Raw genomic sequence first — 16151 nt, 5'->3', positions numbered from 1 at the left:
TTTGCCTGGCGGCCGTAGCGCGGTGGTCCCACCTGACCCCATGCCGAACTCAGAAGTGAAACGCCGTAGCGCCGATGGTAGTGTGGGGTCTCCCCATGCGAGAGTAGGGAACTGCCAGGCATCAAATAAAACATCAAGGCCACCTTAACGGGTGGCCTTTTTGTTTTATCTGCTGTTTGTCGGTGAACGCTCTCCTGAGCAGGACAAATCCGTCGGGAACGGATTTGCACAGCCGGAGGCTGCCCGAAGGGTGACGGGCAGGACAGCCCGGCATACAACTGCCAGGCATCAAATTAGCATTAACCCCGACCGAAAGGCCGGGGTTTTTTGCTTTTTGTATTCTTCATATTTTTATCTTTCTACGACAGATTTATTCACTGCGTTCCTGCCTTAAATCCAGCGTAAATATCTACTCTTCATCATCGCTCTTAAATGAAACATTTTCACCTTTTCGCTTCTGACTCGACATTGATCCATAAACTCGGTATCGTCAGGTGTCTGGATGTCTAAACGTTTAAACGTATGCTTTGAGGATATAAGGTTATGCCGATTCGGGTGCAGGACGAGCTACCAGCCGTCAATTTCCTGCGTGAAGAAAACGTCTTTGTGATGACGACATCGCGCGCCAGCAATCAGGAAATACGTCCGTTAAAGGTACTGATCCTGAATCTGATGCCGAAGAAAATTGAGACGGAAAACCAATTCCTGCGGCTGCTCTCCAACTCTCCACTGCAGGTGGATATCCAGCTGCTGCGCATCGACAGTCGTGAATCTCGCCATACGCCTGGCGAGCATCTCAATAACTTTTACTGTAATTTTGACGACATTAAACACGACAACTATGACGGATTGATCGTCACCGGGGCACCGCTCGGGCTGGTTGAATTTAATGATGTGGCTTACTGGCCGCAGATCCAGCAGGTGCTGGAATGGGCCAAAGATCATGTTACCTCGACGCTGTTTATCTGCTGGGCCGTTCAGGCTGCGCTAAATATTTTATACGGCATTCCAAAGCAAACCCGGGATGAAAAACTTTCTGGCGTCTACGAGCACAATGTTACCCAGCCCCATGCTTTGCTGACGCGCGGCTTTGATGACTCATTCCTGGCGCCTCACTCTCGCTATGCCGACTTCCCTGCGCAGTTGATCCGCGACTACACCGATCTGGAGATCTTTGCCGAGACAGAACAGGGCGATGCCTATCTGTTTGGCAGCAGGGATAAGCGTATTGCGTTCGTGACTGGCCACCCGGAATATGATGCGTTAACGCTGTCCGGCGAATACTTCCGCGATGTCGATGCGGGGCTTCAGCCTGAAGTACCGTATAACTACTTCCCGGGCGACGATCCGGCGAAGAAACCTCACGCGACCTGGCGCAGTCATGGCAATTTGCTATTCACTAACTGGCTGAACTACTACGTCTACCAAATTACGCCGTTCGACCTGCGTCACATGAACCCGACGCTCGATTAAGCGTTTCAGCTTCCCACCCCAGGCGCCTTTGGCGCCTTTTTTTTATTCTGAAAACCACTTCCCTCCTTGATCAAACTTTAATCTCATAAATATCAATTGGATAAATCAATTTAAAATCAAAAATGGAAATTGTTTTTGATTTTAAAAATTCATCAAGTAGTCTTAATTCTGTTGCATGAAAACTGCACAGCCGTGCGCGATTCACTTTTGGCCGTCTCGACGGGATAAGACGAAGGAGTAACCGAATGACACAACAGACAGTTAGCGAAGCGCTGGCCTTTAGCCAGCCGTTTGGTGAGCAAGAGAAGCAGATCCTCACCCCGGAAGCCGTAGAATTCCTCGGCGAGCTGGTGAGCCGCTTTACTCCACAGCGCAACAGGCTGCTGGCATCTCGCATTGCTGAACAGCAGGCCATCGACGGCGGGAAGCTTCCTGATTTCAATTCGGAAACAGATTCCATTCGTAAAAGTGACTGGCAGATTCGCGGTATTCCGCAGGATCTGCTCGACCGCAGGGTAGAAATTACCGGGCCGGTTGAGCGAAAAATGGTGATCAACGCGCTGAATGCTAACGTAAAAGTCTTTATGGCCGACTTCGAAGATTCCCTGGCGCCGAGCTGGAGCAAAGTCATTGACGGGCAGATCAACCTGCGCGACGCGATAAACGGCACCATCAGCTGGACAAACGAAGCGGGAAAAATCTATCAGCTGAAGCCAGACCCGGCGGTACTGGTTTGCCGCGTGCGTGGCCTGCATCTGCCTGAAAAACACGTGACCTGGCGCGGGGAAGCGATCCCTGGCAGCCTGTTCGACTTCGGGCTCTATTTCTTCCACAACGTGGATGCCCTTCTGGCTAAAGGCAGCGGCCCTTATTTCTATCTGCCCAAAACCCAGTCATGGCAGGAAGCGGCCTGGTGGAGCGAAGTATTCAGTTTCACGGAAGATCGCTTCGATCTGCCACGCGGCACCATTAAAGCGACTTTACTGATCGAAACGCTGCCTGCGGTATTCCAGATGGATGAGATCCTGCATGCCCTGAAAGATCACATCGTGGGCCTGAACTGTGGTCGCTGGGACTACATCTTCAGCTACATCAAAACCCTGAAAAATCATCCGGATCGCGTTCTGCCGGACAGACAATCCGTGACGATGGATAAGCCTTTCCTGAACGCTTACTCGCGCCTGCTGATCAAGACCTGTCATCGTCGCGGTGCCTTTGCGATGGGCGGCATGGCGGCCTTTATCCCTAGCAAAGACAGCGCGCGCAATGAATGGGTACTGAACAAAGTCAAAGCGGACAAAGAGATGGAGGCCAATAACGGCCATGATGGTACCTGGATTGCGCATCCGGGCCTTGCGGACACGGTTGTTGAGGTGTTTGGCAAAGCGCTGGGTGAACGCCAGAACCAGCTGGACATCAGCCGCAGCGAAGATGCGCCCATTACTGCGGCGCAGCTGCTTGAGCCTTGTCCTGGCGAGCGCACCGAAGAAGGCATGCGCGCCAACATCCGCGTGGCGGTGCAGTACATTGAGGCGTGGATCTCCGGCAACGGCTGCGTACCAATTTACGGGCTGATGGAGGATGCCGCCACCGCTGAAATTTCCCGTACTTCCATCTGGCAATGGATCCATCACCAAAAGACGCTCAGCAACGGCCAGACCGTGACGAAAGCGCTGTTCCGCCAGATGCTTGCCGAAGAGATGTTGGTGATTCAGGACGAGCTGGGCGACCAGCGTTTTAGCCAGGGACGCTTCGATGAAGCTGCGCGGCTGATGGAACAAATTACCACCTCAGAAGAGTTAATCGACTTCCTGACGCTGCCGGGCTACCGCCTGCTTGCCTGAACCTAACCCTATAAAAATGGAGCATCTGAAATGAAAACCTCTCGTAGCCAACAGATTCAACAAGTACAGCAAGAATGGACACAGCCGCGTTGGGAAGGCATTAAGCGTACCTATAGCGCAGAAGACGTCGTGAAACTGCGCGGTTCGCTAACCCCGGAATGTACTCTGGCGCAGCACGGGGCGGCTAAACTCTGGCGCCTGCTGCACGGCGAGTCGAAAAAAGGCTACGTAAACAGTCTGGGGGCGTTAACCGGCGGGCAGGCTTTACAGCAGGCGAAAGCGGGTATCGAAGCCATCTACCTCTCCGGCTGGCAGGTTGCGGCGGACGCTAACCTGGCGTCCAGCATGTACCCTGATCAGTCGCTCTACCCGGCGAACTCTGTCCCTGCGGTTGTCGATCGGATCAACAACAGCTTCCAGCGTGCGGATCAGATCCAGTGGGCATCCAATATTGAACCGGGCGATCCACGCCACATTGACTACTTCCTGCCTATCGTTGCCGATGCAGAAGCCGGTTTTGGCGGCGTGCTGAACGCCTTCGAACTGATGAAGTCGATGATTCAGGCGGGTGCCGCTGCGGTGCACTTTGAAGACCAGCTGGCTTCCGTGAAAAAATGCGGCCACATGGGCGGCAAAGTCCTGGTCCCAACTCAGGAAGCTATCCAGAAGCTGACTGCCGCTCGTCTGGCGGCTGACGTGATGGGGGTTCCAACGTTACTGATCGCTCGTACCGATGCTGACGCGGCAGATCTGATCACCTCCGACTGCGACGAATACGACCGCGAATTCATCACCGGTGAGCGCACGCAGGAAGGTTTCTACCGTACACGCGCTGGCATTGAGCAGGCCATCAGCCGTGGCCTGGCCTACGCGCCTTATGCCGACCTGGTCTGGTGTGAAACCTCCAAACCTGACCTGGACCAGGCTCGCCGTTTCGCGGAAGCCATCCACGCGCGCTTCCCTGGCAAACTGCTGGCCTACAACTGTTCGCCGTCGTTCAACTGGAAGAAAAATCTCGATGACAAAACCATCGCGTCCTTCCAGCAAGCGCTGTCGGACATGGGCTACAAATACCAGTTCATCACCCTGGCGGGGATCCACAGCATGTGGTTCAACATGTTCGATCTGGCGCACTCTTATGCGCAGGGGGAGGGAATGCGCCACTACGTTGAGAAGGTACAGCAGCCTGAATTTGCCGCCGCTTCTGAAGGCTACACCTTCGTTTCTCACCAGCAGGAAGTGGGCACCGGCTACTTTGATCGCGTAACCACCATCATCCAGGGCGGCGCATCTTCCGTCACGGCGCTGACAGGTTCGACGGAAGAAGAGCAGTTCTGAACAAACTTTATTTTCCCCCTCTCCTTTGGGAGAGGGCCGGGGTGAGGGGAGAAATAAATGTCACACAGGCTGGAGCTGTTAATTGCCCACACCATCCTGCAGGGGTTCGACGCGCAATACGGTCGATTTCTGGAGGTCACCGCGGGTGCCCAGCAGCGCTTTGAACAGGCCGACTGGCACGCCGTTCAACAGGCGATGAAAAGCCGCATCAACCTGTACGATCACCACGTCGGTCTCGTCGTAGAACAGCTTCGCTGCATTACCGGCGGGCAGAACACCGACGCGGCCTTTTTACTGCGCGTGAAAGAGCAATACACCCGGCTACTGCCGGATTACCCGCGTTTTGAAATTGCCGAAAGTTTTTTTAATTCTGTCTATTGTCGGCTCTTCGACCACCGCTCGCTTACTCCCGAGCGGCTTTTTATCTTCAGCTCACAGGCAGGCAAGCAGCTTCGGCCGCTGCCTCGTCCACTGGCGAAAACATTTTTTCCTGAGCAAGGTTGGACGACGTTGCTCACCACCTTGCTCTCCGATCTCCCGCTGCGCCTGCCCTGGCAGGATATTGCGCGGGATGTGGGTTTTATCCTCGCCCATCTATATGAAACCTTCGGCGCAGAAACATTGCGGACGGCCACGCTGGAAGTGGCTAATGAACTGTTTTATCGCAATAAAGCGGCCTGGCTGGTTGGCAAACTGGTTTTACCTGCAGGAACAATCCCCTTTTTGTTGCCAATCCATCGCACCGATGATGGCCGATTAATGGTGGATACCTGCCTGACCAGTTCCCCCGAAGCCAGCATCGTCTTTGGCTTTGCGCGTTCCTATTTCATGGTTTATGCCCCTTTCCCCGCCGCGCTTGTCGAGTGGCTGCGCGAGATTTTACCGGGTAAAACAACCGCCGAACTGTATATGGCGATTGGCTGCCAGAAGCACGGCAAAACCGAAAGCTATCGCGAATATCTGACCTACATTCACAGCACGGCCGAGCAGTTTATTGAGGCACCGGGTATTCGCGGCATGGTGATGCTGGTGTTCACGCTGCCGGGCTTTGATCGCGTGTTTAAAGTGATAAAAGACAAGTTCGCGCCGCAGAAAGAAGTCACCGCCGAAAGGGTTCGCGCCTGCTACCAGCTGGTAAAAGAGCACGACCGCGTGGGGCGCATGGCGGATACCCAGGAGTTTGAAAACTTCGTGCTGGATAAGCGGCAGATAAGTGCCGATCTTATGGCGCTGCTGCAGGAAGAAGTGCCTGAAAAACTGACCGATCTTGGCGACCGCATTGCCATCAGCCATCTCTACATTGAGCGGCGAATGGTGCCGCTTAACCTGTGGCTGGAGCAGGTAGAAGGCCAGCAGCTCAGGGATGCGGTGGAAGAGTACGGCAACGCCATTCGTCAACTGGCGGCAGCCAACATCTTCCCTGGCGATATGCTATTTAAAAACTTTGGCGTGACGCGCCACGGGCGAGTTGTGTTCTACGATTACGATGAAATTTGCTACATGACCGAGGTGAATTTCCGGGATATTCCGCCGGCGCGTTATCCTGAAGATGAACTCTCTTCAGAGCCGTGGTACAGCATCTCGCCGGGAGATGTTTTCCCGGAAGAGTTCCGGCACTATCTTTGTGCGGACAAACGCATTCGCCCGCTATTCGATGAAATGCACGCCGACCTGTTCCGCGCCGACTTTTGGCGCGCTTTGCAAACCCGCATCCGCGATGGCTATGTCGAAGATGTTTATGCTTATCGCCGCCGCCAGCGCTTCAGCCAGCGGTTTGGGGAAGTAAAGCGAGCGGGCTAGCGCCCGCCGCCATAAGCCAGAGTAATGTCCTTCGCGGCTTTGATCACCAGCGCTCCCAGCTCCGTCACGCGGTCATCGGTGATGCGTGAAATCGGGCCAGAAATAGAGATCGCCGCGAATGCCTCATGATGTTCATCGTAGATGCACGAAGCCACGCAGCGCAGCCCCAGAGCATGTTCTTCATCGTCAAACGAGTAACCGCGCTTGCGGGTTTGCGCTAAATCTTCTTTTAAATGCAGTGGCGAAGTCAGCGTTGCCGGTGTGTAGCTGTGCAGACCTTTGCGGTGCAGCAGGCCCACCAGCTCTTCGTCGTTCAGCTGAGCCAGAAACGCCTTGCCCGCGCCGGACGCGTGCATCGGCAGCTTGCCGCCAATAGGCGCTGACATCCGCATCAGCTGGGTGCACTGAACCTGATCGATAATAATCGCCTGATGATCGCTCTTGTCGAGCACCGCGAGGTTGACGGTTTCACCGGAGGCTTCCATCAGTTTGCGCAGAATAGGGTGCACAATGGCCAGCAGGTTACGACTTTGCAGGAAACTACTGCCGACGACAAATGCGTGCGCGCCGATCGTCCAGTGTCCCAGATCGCCCACCTGATGCACAAAGCCTAACTGTTGCATCGTGGTCAGCAGGCGATGGGTGGTGGAATTGGGTAAGCCAGCCTGCTGGGCAAGCTCTGTGAGCGCCACGCTACCGTGAGATTCGGCAATCCACTCCAGCAGCTTAAGGCCGCGGGTCAGGGACTGCACTTGCCCGGTAGCAGCCGGCGCCGCAGCGGCTGCGGCGCGGGGTTTCTTACCTCGTTTAGCGGGGACTGTAGCAACCATACCGGACTCCTTTTTCGTATCGTGGAAATCATTTTCGTTTTATTTGGCGAATTTGCAACCGCTACTCAGACTGATCGGAGGAGTGATGCTGAACATCTCTCATGTTCCCGACGAGCGGCTTTTACGACCCTATAGATTGTGCAAGTATGGGATGGCATATCCGGCAGGCAGGGAAACAGGTGGGAGTGAGCGTGAGCAACAACGTAGAGAAGCTGAAGCAACAACTGAGTGAGCGTATTCTGGTGCTGGACGGCGGCATGGGAACCATGATCCAAAGCTACCGTCTTGATGAGAGTGATTTCCGAGGCGAGCGTTTTGCCGACTGGCCGTGTGACCTCAAGGGCAACAATGACCTGCTGGTGCTCAGCAAACCGGAAATTATCGCCGCGATTCACTATGCCTACTTTGAAGCGGGTGCCGACATCGTCGAAACCAACACCTTTAACTCCACGACCATTGCGATGGCGGATTACCAAATGGAGTCGCTGTCGGCGGAAATTAACTACGAAGCCGCGAAGCTGGCGCGTGCCTGTGCCGATGAATGGACGGCTCGCACGCCGGAAAAACCGCGTTATGTCGCCGGTGTTCTTGGCCCGACCAACCGCACGGCATCGATTTCCCCGGACGTGAACGACCCGGCCTTCCGCAACATCACCTTTGATCAACTGGTCGTTGCTTACCGTGAATCGACCAGGGCGCTGGTGGAGGGCGGGGCCGACCTGATCATGATCGAAACAGTGTTCGACACCCTGAACGCCAAAGCCGCCATCTTCGCCGTAAAGGCGGAGTTTGACGCGCTCGGTGTTGACCTGCCGATCATGATTTCCGGCACCATTACCGATGCATCAGGCCGCACGCTTTCCGGCCAGACGACGGAAGCTTTCTATAATTCCCTGCGCCACGCCGATGCGCTCTCCTTCGGGCTTAACTGTGCGCTGGGGCCTGATGAGCTGCGGCAGTACGTGGCTGAACTGTCGCGCATTGCCGAGTGCTACGTGACGGCTCACCCCAATGCGGGTCTGCCGAACGCTTTCGGTGAGTACGATCTCGACGCGGAAGTGATGGCGCAGCAGATAGGGGAATGGGCGCAGGCCGGATTCCTGAATATTGTCGGCGGTTGCTGCGGGACGACGCCTGCGCATATCGCCGCGATGAGCGCAGCGGTGGCAGGCGTTGCGCCTCGTCAACTTCCCGAACTGCCGGTGGCCTGTCGCCTGGCCGGGCTTGAGCCGCTGAATATCGGCGCAGACAGCCTGTTCGTTAACGTCGGGGAACGCACCAACGTTACCGGCTCGGCAAAGTTTAAACGGCTGATCAAAGAAGAAAAATACAGCGAAGCGCTGGACGTGGCGCTGCAGCAGGTCGCCAGCGGCGCACAGATCATCGACATCAACATGGATGAGGGAATGCTGGATGCCGAAGCGGCGATGGTGCGTTTCCTGAACCTGATTGCCGGTGAGCCGGATATCGCCCGGGTGCCTATCATGATCGACTCTTCGAAATGGGAGGTGATCGAACAAGGGCTGAAGTGCATTCAGGGCAAAGGCATCGTTAACTCTATTTCCATGAAAGAAGGCATTGAGCCATTTATCCATCATGCGAAGCTGGTACGCCGCTACGGTGCGGCGATGGTGGTGATGGCGTTCGATGAGACAGGCCAGGCCGATACGCGCGAACGTAAAATAGAGATTTGCCGCCGGGCTTATAAAATTCTTACCGAAGAGGTGGGCTTCCCGCCGGAAGACATCATCTTTGATCCGAACATCTTCGCGGTAGCGACCGGCATCGAAGAGCACAACAACTATGCCCAGGATTTTATCGGCGCCTGCGAAGACATTAAGCGCGAGCTGCCCTATGCGCTGATCTCCGGCGGCGTGTCTAACGTCTCCTTCTCCTTCCGCGGCAACGAGCCGGTGCGTGAAGCCATTCACGCGGTGTTCCTTTACTACGCAATTCGCAACGGCATGGACATGGGGATTGTGAACGCCGGGCAACTGGCTATTTACGACGATCTTCCCGCCGAGCTGCGGGATGCCGTTGAAGACGTCATTCTTAACCGCCGCGACGACAGCACTGAACGCCTTCTGGATCTGGCTGAAAAATATCGCGGCAGCAAAAGCGATGACGGCGCCAATGCTCAACAGGCGGAATGGCGTAGCTGGGACGTGGTGAAACGTCTCGAATACTCGCTGGTGAAAGGTATCACCGAGTTCATCGAAGCGGACACAGAAGAAGCCCGTCAGCAGTCGGCTCGCCCCATTGAAGTGATTGAAGGCCCGCTGATGGCGGGAATGAACGTGGTGGGGGATTTGTTCGGCGAAGGGAAAATGTTCCTGCCGCAGGTGGTGAAATCGGCCCGCGTGATGAAGCAGGCGGTGGCTTACCTTGAGCCGTACATCGAAGCCAGCAAAGAGCAGGGCAGCAGCAACGGTAAAATCGTGCTGGCGACAGTTAAAGGCGACGTGCATGACATCGGCAAGAACATCGTCGGCGTAGTGCTGCAATGTAACAACTACGAGATTATCGATCTTGGCGTGATGGTGCCCGGCGAGAAAATTTTGAAAACCGCCCGTGAAGTGGGGGCCGATATCATTGGCCTGTCCGGGCTTATCACCCCATCGTTGGACGAAATGGTCAACGTGGCCAAAGAGATGGAGCGGCAGGGCTTTACGCTGCCGCTGTTGATCGGCGGGGCAACCACGTCAAAAGCCCACACGGCGGTGAAAATAGAGCAGAACTACAGCGGGCCAACCGTCTACGTGCAGAACGCCTCGCGCACCGTCGGCGTGGTTTCTGCTCTGCTTTCAGAAACCCAGCGCGGTGAATTTGTCGCCCGCACCCGCAAAGAATACGAAGTTGTTCGTACGCAGCACGCGCGTAAAAAACCGCGCACGCCGCCGGTTACGCTGGAAGTTGCACGGGATAACGATCTGCCTTTTGACTGGGAAAGCTACACGCCTCCGGTTCCGCACCGGCTGGGCGTGCAGGAAGTGACCGCCAGTATTGAAACGCTGAGGAACTACATCGACTGGACGCCGTTCTTCATGACCTGGTCGCTGGCCGGGAAATATCCGCGCATTCTGGAAGATGAGGTTGTGGGTGAGGAGGCAAAACGGCTGTTCAAAGACGCTAACGACATGCTGGATATGCTCCACCGGACGAAAACAATGGCGCCGCGCGGCGTGGTCGGGCTGTTCCCGGCGAATCGCGTGGGGGACGACGTGGAGATTTATGCCGATGAAACACGCTCTCAGGTTAAAGGCTTCAGCCGCCATCTGCGCCAGCAAACGGAAAAGAACGGCTTCCCGAACTACTGCATTGCCGATTTTGTGGCGCCTAAACACAGCGGTAAAGCCGACTACATCGGTGCTTTTGCGGTCACCGGCGGTATTGAAGAGGACGCGCTGGCGGGCGCCTACGATGCACAGCACGATGATTACAACAAAATCATGGTGAAAGCCGTCGCGGATCGCCTGGCCGAAGCCTTTGCTGAGTATTTGCACGAACGCGTGCGTAAAGTTTACTGGGGCTATGCGGCCACGGAAAACCTCAGCAACGAGGAACTGATTCGTGAGAATTACCAAGGCATTCGCCCGGCACCGGGCTACCCGGCCTGCCCCGAGCACACGGAAAAAGCGGCCATCTGGGCGCTGCTGGACGTCGAAAACGTGATCGGCATGAAGCTCACCGAGTCTTACGCCATGTGGCCCGGTGCGTCTGTTTCTGGATGGTACTTCAGCCACCCGGACAGCAAGTACTTCGCCGTCGCGCAAATTCAGCGCGACCAGGTCGAAGATTACGCCCGACGCAAAGGCATGCCGGTCAGCGAGGTTGAACGCTGGCTTGCGCCGAACCTCGGGTATGACGCGGACTGACTCACAAACCTGTTATCTTTCCTTACAACTTACAAGGCGCTCTGGGGGCGCCTTGTCTCTTTATTGAAGTTAAACCCTTATACTGAAGGGTGGTGGCTATTTTTGCTTCAGGAACCCTAAAAACTACACCTTAAATAATTCGAATTGCAGGAAGGCGACAAGACCGACAATCCCAGGGAGCATAGCTAACTATGTGACTGGGGTGGGCGGGTGCAGTCAACGCACCTGCGGTTTGAAGTATGACGGGTATATAAGGAGAACAAGAATCCGTGCTGACGTTGTTACACCTGCTGTCCGCCGTTTCGCTGCTGGTCTGGGGCACGCACATTGTGCGCACCGGTATCATGCGCGTTTACGGTGCCAACCTGCGCAGTGTGCTTAGCCACAGCGTAGAAAAGAAACCGCTCGCCTTCTGCGCTGGGATCGGCGTTACCGCGCTGGTGCAGAGCAGTAATGCCACCACCATGCTGGTGACCTCGTTCGTTGCCCAGGATTTGGTGGCGCTCGCCCCTGCGCTGGTGATTGTGCTGGGGGCTGATGTGGGTACAGCGCTAATGGCGCGTATCCTGACCTTCGATCTTTCGTGGCTTTCGCCGCTGCTGATTTTCATCGGCGTAATCTTCTTCCTCAGCCGCAAGCAGACTCGCGCCGGGCAGCTTGGCCGCGTGGGGATTGGCCTGGGTCTTATTCTGCTGGCGCTCGAGCTGATTGTGGGAGCCGTTACGCCGATTACCCAGGCGAACGGCGTCCAGGTGATCTTCGCCTCCCTGACCGGCGACATCATGCTCGACGCGCTGATTGGCGCGATGTTCGCCATCATTAGCTACTCCAGCCTGGCTGCCGTCCTGTTGACGGCCACGCTGACCTCTACCGGCGTGATCTCGTTTGATGTAGCGCTGTGTCTGGTCATCGGGGCTAACCTCGGTTCCGGCCTGCTGGCAATGATCAACAACAGCGCTGCGAATGCTGCCGCCCGTCGTGTGGCGCTGGGCAGCTTACTGTTCAAACTGGTGGGCAGCCTGCTGGTGCTGCCGTTCGTGCATATCCTGGCCCGGCTGATGCACCACCTGCCGCTGCCGGAATCTGAACTGGTTATCTACTTCCACGTGTTCTACAACCTGATTCGCTGTCTGGTGATGGTGCCCTTTGCCGAACCGATGGCGCGCTTCTGCCGCCGGGTGATCAGTGAAGCGCCGGAAGTTGACGCCCGGATGAAGCCTAAACACCTCGATCCTACGGCGCTGGATACTCCCGCGCTAGGGTTGTCCAACGCTGCGCGTGAAACCCTGAGAATGGGCGACGTACTTGAGCAGATGCTGGAAACCTGGAGCAAGGTGATGCACGGCGAGCCGCGCCAGGAAAAAGAGCTGCGCAAGCTGGCCGACGATGTGGACGTGCTGTATACCGCCATTAAGCTTTACCTTGCGCAGATGCCGAAGGAAGATCTGGCGGAAATGGAATCGCGCCGCTGGGCGGAAATCATTGAAATGTCGCTCAACCTGGAGCAGTCGGCGGACATCATCGAACGTATGGGCAGCGAAGTCGCAGATAAGTCCCTCGCCGCGCGCCGGGCCTTCTCGCCGGATGGCCTGACCGAGCTGGATAATCTGCTCCAGCAGCTGATCAGCAACCTGCAGCTGAGCCTGTCGGTGTTCTTCTCAAGCGATCTGGGCAGCGCCCGCCGGCTGCGCCGGAACAAACACCGCTTCCGTATCATGAACCGCCGCTACTCTCATGCTCACGTCGATCGTCTGCACCAGCAGAACGTGCAGAGCATCGAGACCAGCTCGCTGCACCTCGGGCTGCTGGGGGATATGAAGCGCCTGAACTCGTTGTTCTGTTCCGTCGCCTACAGCGTGCTGGACCAGCCGGACGATGACGACGAACGGGATGAATATTGATCGCCCGTATGGCACCGTTAATTTCAGGAGCCGGGGCTACGAAATCGCCTTCTTGTGCAAGAAGGGCGATGATGTACTTGAAAGGCAGCCATCAGGCTGCCTTTCTTTTCACCATTAGCGGGTATCGATTAATCGGAAACAATATCCTCCGCGTGGGCCAGCAGATACTCCTCCGCTTCCTTTGACCAGATGCCGCGGTGACGCTCCATAATTGCTGCCAGCGCTGGGTCGCTAATTTTCCCCAGCGGCGTTAGTGGCATTTTTTTCCCGGTATAAACCAGCTTTTTACCGCCGCCAACCGCCGGTAAGTCCAGCGTGGTATCGCCCGCCGCATTAAGCCCCAGAATATGAGTCACAACTTTTGCTGTCTGGACTTTTTTCGTCTGCATCAGCTCAACTGCGGCACGCATATCGTCAGTATTGCCGCCTGAGGTGCCTACGTAATGGGTGAAGGAGTAATGAACGTCGTAAAAGTTAATGGGGGCGCTGAACCCCTTATCCTGCGGGCCAGCAAAGAAATTGAGGCAGCCATCGGGTGCCAGCAGCGATGAAGCCATAGTGATAAGCTGCTCGTTGGGGACGAAGACAAAGATATCGTCAAAACCGTGGCCGCAGGAGAGCGCCATCAGCGTTTCGCGGCAGGCATCATGGCCATCAATATAGTGAATCAATGTTTGCGGCTCGGACGGATAGTGCTGACGTGCATAGCTGAGCTTAGGCTTATTGGTGTCGGTCACCACCAGCAGCGCTGGGTTAATCGGGCCATGCAACGCGTAGTCGATAGCCAGCAAGCCCATTGGACCGGTGCCGCCGAGAATCAGCGTGCGTCCCTGAGGGCGAATGCCCATTACAGGGTTATAGCTGCCTTTCTCCAGATGATAGTTGGCGTTGAAAGCGCCAATCACGCAGGAAAGGGGCTCCACCAGCGAGCCTTCAAACCAGGTATCACCTTCCCAGGAGAGCAGGCAATCTTGTTCCATCACTTCGTTAGGGATCACCACATGGGTCGCTTCTCCACCGATCCACGGGAATGAATAGCCGGGACAGTCCGGGCGATCCGGCAACTGTAGATTGGCCTGAATCACATAGCGCTGTCCGGCGTGAAACTTGTGCTGCCACTTCTTGCCGACGGCGATAATTTCCCCACAGAACTCATGGCCGATGATGATCGGGTTAGTCGCCACATCGTCAGGAACCTTTTTGTGATCCTCACCCTGATTCGCCTCTTTCCACGACGAGAGGCACAGGCTGTCGGTAACTACGCGGGCGAGGATTTCATCTTCCTGCATCGGCGGGAGTTCAAAGGTTTCCAGACGCAGATCGCGTTTGCCGTATAGGCGCAGGGCTGTTGTTTGCATAAACCACCTCTTATTTAGCACGGTAGCCCCGGTATCGCCGGGGCGGAATAATCAGGACAGGAAGCCCAGCGCGTTACCGATAATCCCCAGGCCGAAAAGGGCGAAAATCAGCCACACCGGATTCACTTTCTTATTGAGCAGGCGCACCATCAGCATCGTCAGGCCCAGTGCCAGCAGGCCGGGACAGAGTTGATCGAGGATGTTCTGTACGGTCATGGTGACGGTGGAACCATCGGCACCCGGTGTTTGCGAGACCACCAGCGGCACGTTGATGGTGGTCCACTTGGTCACCAGCACGCCCATGACAAACAGGCCAAGAATGGAGGCACCTTCGGTCAGTTTTTGCAGCAGGTTTCCGCCCATATCACTGACGATATTGACCCCTTTACGGAAGCCCAGCTGTAGCCCATACCACTTCATGGCAAGGCGTACCGCATTGAAAATAAAGAAGAACAAAAGTGGGCCGAGAATATTGCCGGAGAGCGCCAGCGATGCGCCCAGGGCGGCGGTGATTGGCCGCAATGTGCCCCACACTAGCGGGTCGCCAACCCCTGCCAGCGGCCCCATCAGGCCCACTTTGATGCCATTAATTGCGCCATCATCTATAGCCGCACCGTTAGCTCGCGCTTCTTCCATCGCTACCGTCACGCCAATAACTGGGCCGCAGACCGCTGGTGTGGTGTTGAAGAACACCAGATGACGCTTTAGCGCGGCAACCTGATCCTCTTTTAGTGGATAGAGGCGTTTAATGGCCGGGATCATGTCGTAGCAAAAACCTAGCCCGTGGATACGTTCGAAGTTGAATGACGCCTGCTGCAGGTTGGATCGCAGAAACATGCTCACCAAGTCCCCTTGGGTAATTTTTCTCTGTTCCATGTTGGGCTCCATCAGTCGTCAAGCTGGTCAAGGGCGGTGGAAGTGGTGGCTGTGGCCTGGGGTTCAGGCTTGCGCCACTGCGGGTTCAGCTGGATATAAATCAGCGCGATGATGACTCCTACGCCGCCGAAGGCCAGCAGGCTGAAATCGAGATAGCCGCCCGCGAGGAAGCCAAGGAAAAAGAAAGGCATCAGATATTTCACGCCCATCATGCGAAGCACCATGGCGTAGCCGACCACCACGATAAAACCGCCAGCGATTTGTAAACCGTGGGTGACATATTCCGGAATGGCATCCAGCATATTGCTGACCATGTCGGCGCTGACAAACAGCGAAACCACCAGCGCGGGGACGGCGACGCGCAGTGCCTGGATGCCCAGCGCTGAGACGTGCAGAAGATCGATTGTCCCAAAGCGCGCCTCTTCAGCGGCTTTATCTGCGGCGTGCTGGAACACTACGGTAATAGTGCGGGCGAATACGGTGAGCACCTGGCCCGCGGCGGCGACCGGGAGCGCGATTGCTATCCCGGTTGCAATGCTTTGATGACCAACGATCACCAGGATAGCCGAGATAATGCTGGCCAGCGCCGAGTCTGGAGACTGCGCCGCGCCGACGTTCATCCAGCCCAGCGCGATCAGTTCCAGAGTACCGCCGAGCATAATTCCGGTTTTTAAATCGCCAAGAATTAAGCCAATCACGGTACAGGCGATTAACGGGCGGTGAGTCTGGAATTCATCCAGCACGCTGCCCATCCCGGCAATACAGGAAAAAATAAATATGGCTATTATTTGTAGGGTACTGATTTCCATAATCTGTCACCTTGGAGGTATAAGGATCCCTGCCTGTTACGGCATAT

The 16151-nt window shown here is 55.9% G+C and carries 10 protein-coding genes and 1 rRNA gene; 7 read left to right on the top strand and 4 right to left on the bottom strand.

Annotation, left to right across the window (positions count from 1 at the left end):
• The first annotated feature begins 4 nt into the window (after positions 1–4).
• The 5 genes from rrf (at position 5) to aceK (ending at position 6455) form a co-directional block, all read left to right on the top strand.
• A 5S ribosomal RNA gene (gene rrf, locus F3J29_RS16025) occupies positions 5–120 on the top strand.
• Positions 121–543: 423 nt separating this feature from the next.
• Positions 544–1473: a homoserine O-acetyltransferase MetA gene (gene metA / locus F3J29_RS16020; RefSeq protein WP_166867512.1), complete on the top strand. Its 930-nt coding sequence runs from the start codon at positions 544–546 to the stop codon at positions 1471–1473.
• A 245-nt stretch (positions 1474–1718) separates the two neighbouring features.
• Positions 1719–3317, top strand: coding sequence for a malate synthase A (gene aceB, locus F3J29_RS16015; protein ID WP_166867510.1), 1599 nt, complete (start codon positions 1719–1721; stop codon positions 3315–3317).
• A gap of 30 nt (positions 3318–3347) precedes the next feature.
• On the top strand, positions 3348–4655 hold the full coding sequence (gene aceA / locus F3J29_RS16010; RefSeq protein WP_166867508.1) for an isocitrate lyase: 1308 nt from the start codon (positions 3348–3350) through the stop codon (positions 4653–4655).
• Positions 4656–4712: 57 nt separating this feature from the next.
• Positions 4713–6455, top strand: a complete 1743-nt coding sequence (gene aceK / locus F3J29_RS16005; protein ID WP_166867507.1) for a bifunctional isocitrate dehydrogenase kinase/phosphatase — start codon at positions 4713–4715, stop codon at positions 6453–6455.
• Here the strand turns inward: aceK and iclR are convergent.
• Entirely contained in the window at positions 6452–7285 is an 834-nt protein-coding gene (gene iclR / locus F3J29_RS16000; RefSeq protein WP_166867505.1) for a glyoxylate bypass operon transcriptional repressor IclR, read from the bottom strand. The genes aceK and iclR overlap by 4 nt on opposite strands.
• A gap of 191 nt (positions 7286–7476) precedes the next feature.
• On the opposite strand from iclR, the gene metH reads away from it, so the two are divergent.
• Complete coding sequence (gene metH, locus F3J29_RS15995) at positions 7477–11160, top strand: methionine synthase (protein WP_166867503.1); 3684 nt, start codon at positions 7477–7479, stop codon at positions 11158–11160.
• Between the two features lie 269 nt (positions 11161–11429).
• Entirely contained in the window at positions 11430–13061 is a 1632-nt protein-coding gene (locus F3J29_RS15990) for a Na/Pi cotransporter family protein (RefSeq protein ID WP_166867502.1), read from the top strand.
• A gap of 128 nt (positions 13062–13189) precedes the next feature.
• On the opposite strand, the gene sorE is transcribed toward F3J29_RS15990, so the two are convergent.
• Genes sorE through F3J29_RS15975 form a run of 3 tightly spaced genes read right to left on the bottom strand, consistent with a single transcriptional unit; the run spans position 13190 to position 16104 of the window.
• A complete protein-coding gene (gene sorE, locus F3J29_RS15985; protein WP_166867499.1) occupies positions 13190–14419 on the bottom strand; it encodes an L-sorbose 1-phosphate reductase in 1230 nt (409 codons plus the stop codon).
• Between the two features lie 51 nt (positions 14420–14470).
• Positions 14471–15295: a PTS system mannose/fructose/sorbose family transporter subunit IID gene (locus F3J29_RS15980; protein ID WP_166867497.1), complete on the bottom strand. Its 825-nt coding sequence runs from the start codon at positions 15293–15295 to the stop codon at positions 14471–14473.
• An 11-nt stretch (positions 15296–15306) separates the two neighbouring features.
• Positions 15307–16104 carry a PTS mannose/fructose/sorbose transporter subunit IIC gene (locus F3J29_RS15975; RefSeq protein WP_166867495.1) on the bottom strand — a complete coding sequence of 266 codons (798 nt, stop codon included), beginning with the start codon at positions 16102–16104 and terminating at the stop codon, positions 15307–15309.
• Between the last annotated feature and the right edge of the window lie 47 nt (positions 16105–16151).

Origin of the sequence: Enterobacter sp. Cy-643, from assembly GCF_011752815.1 — a bacterium.
GTDB lineage: Bacteria > Pseudomonadota > Gammaproteobacteria > Enterobacterales > Enterobacteriaceae > Cedecea.
Note: the sequence above shows the minus strand (reverse complement) of the source record. Positions and strands in the feature narration are given on the sequence as shown.

Coding starts and splice junctions, on each gene's coding strand:
- metA (WP_166867512.1), top strand. CDS start 544: ATGCCGATTCGGGTGCAGGACGAGCTACCAGCCGTCAATTTCCTGCGT.
- aceB (WP_166867510.1), top strand. CDS start 1,719: ATGACACAACAGACAGTTAGCGAAGCGCTGGCCTTTAGCCAGCCGTTT.
- aceA (WP_166867508.1), top strand. CDS start 3,348: ATGAAAACCTCTCGTAGCCAACAGATTCAACAAGTACAGCAAGAATGG.
- aceK (WP_166867507.1), top strand. CDS start 4,713: ATGTCACACAGGCTGGAGCTGTTAATTGCCCACACCATCCTGCAGGGG.
- iclR (WP_166867505.1), bottom strand. CDS start 7,285: ATGGTTGCTACAGTCCCCGCTAAACGAGGTAAGAAACCCCGCGCCGCA.
- sorE (WP_166867499.1), bottom strand. CDS start 14,419: ATGCAAACAACAGCCCTGCGCCTATACGGCAAACGCGATCTGCGTCTG.
- F3J29_RS15980 (WP_166867497.1), bottom strand. CDS start 15,295: ATGGAACAGAGAAAAATTACCCAAGGGGACTTGGTGAGCATGTTTCTG.
- F3J29_RS15975 (WP_166867495.1), bottom strand. CDS start 16,104: ATGGAAATCAGTACCCTACAAATAATAGCCATATTTATTTTTTCCTGT.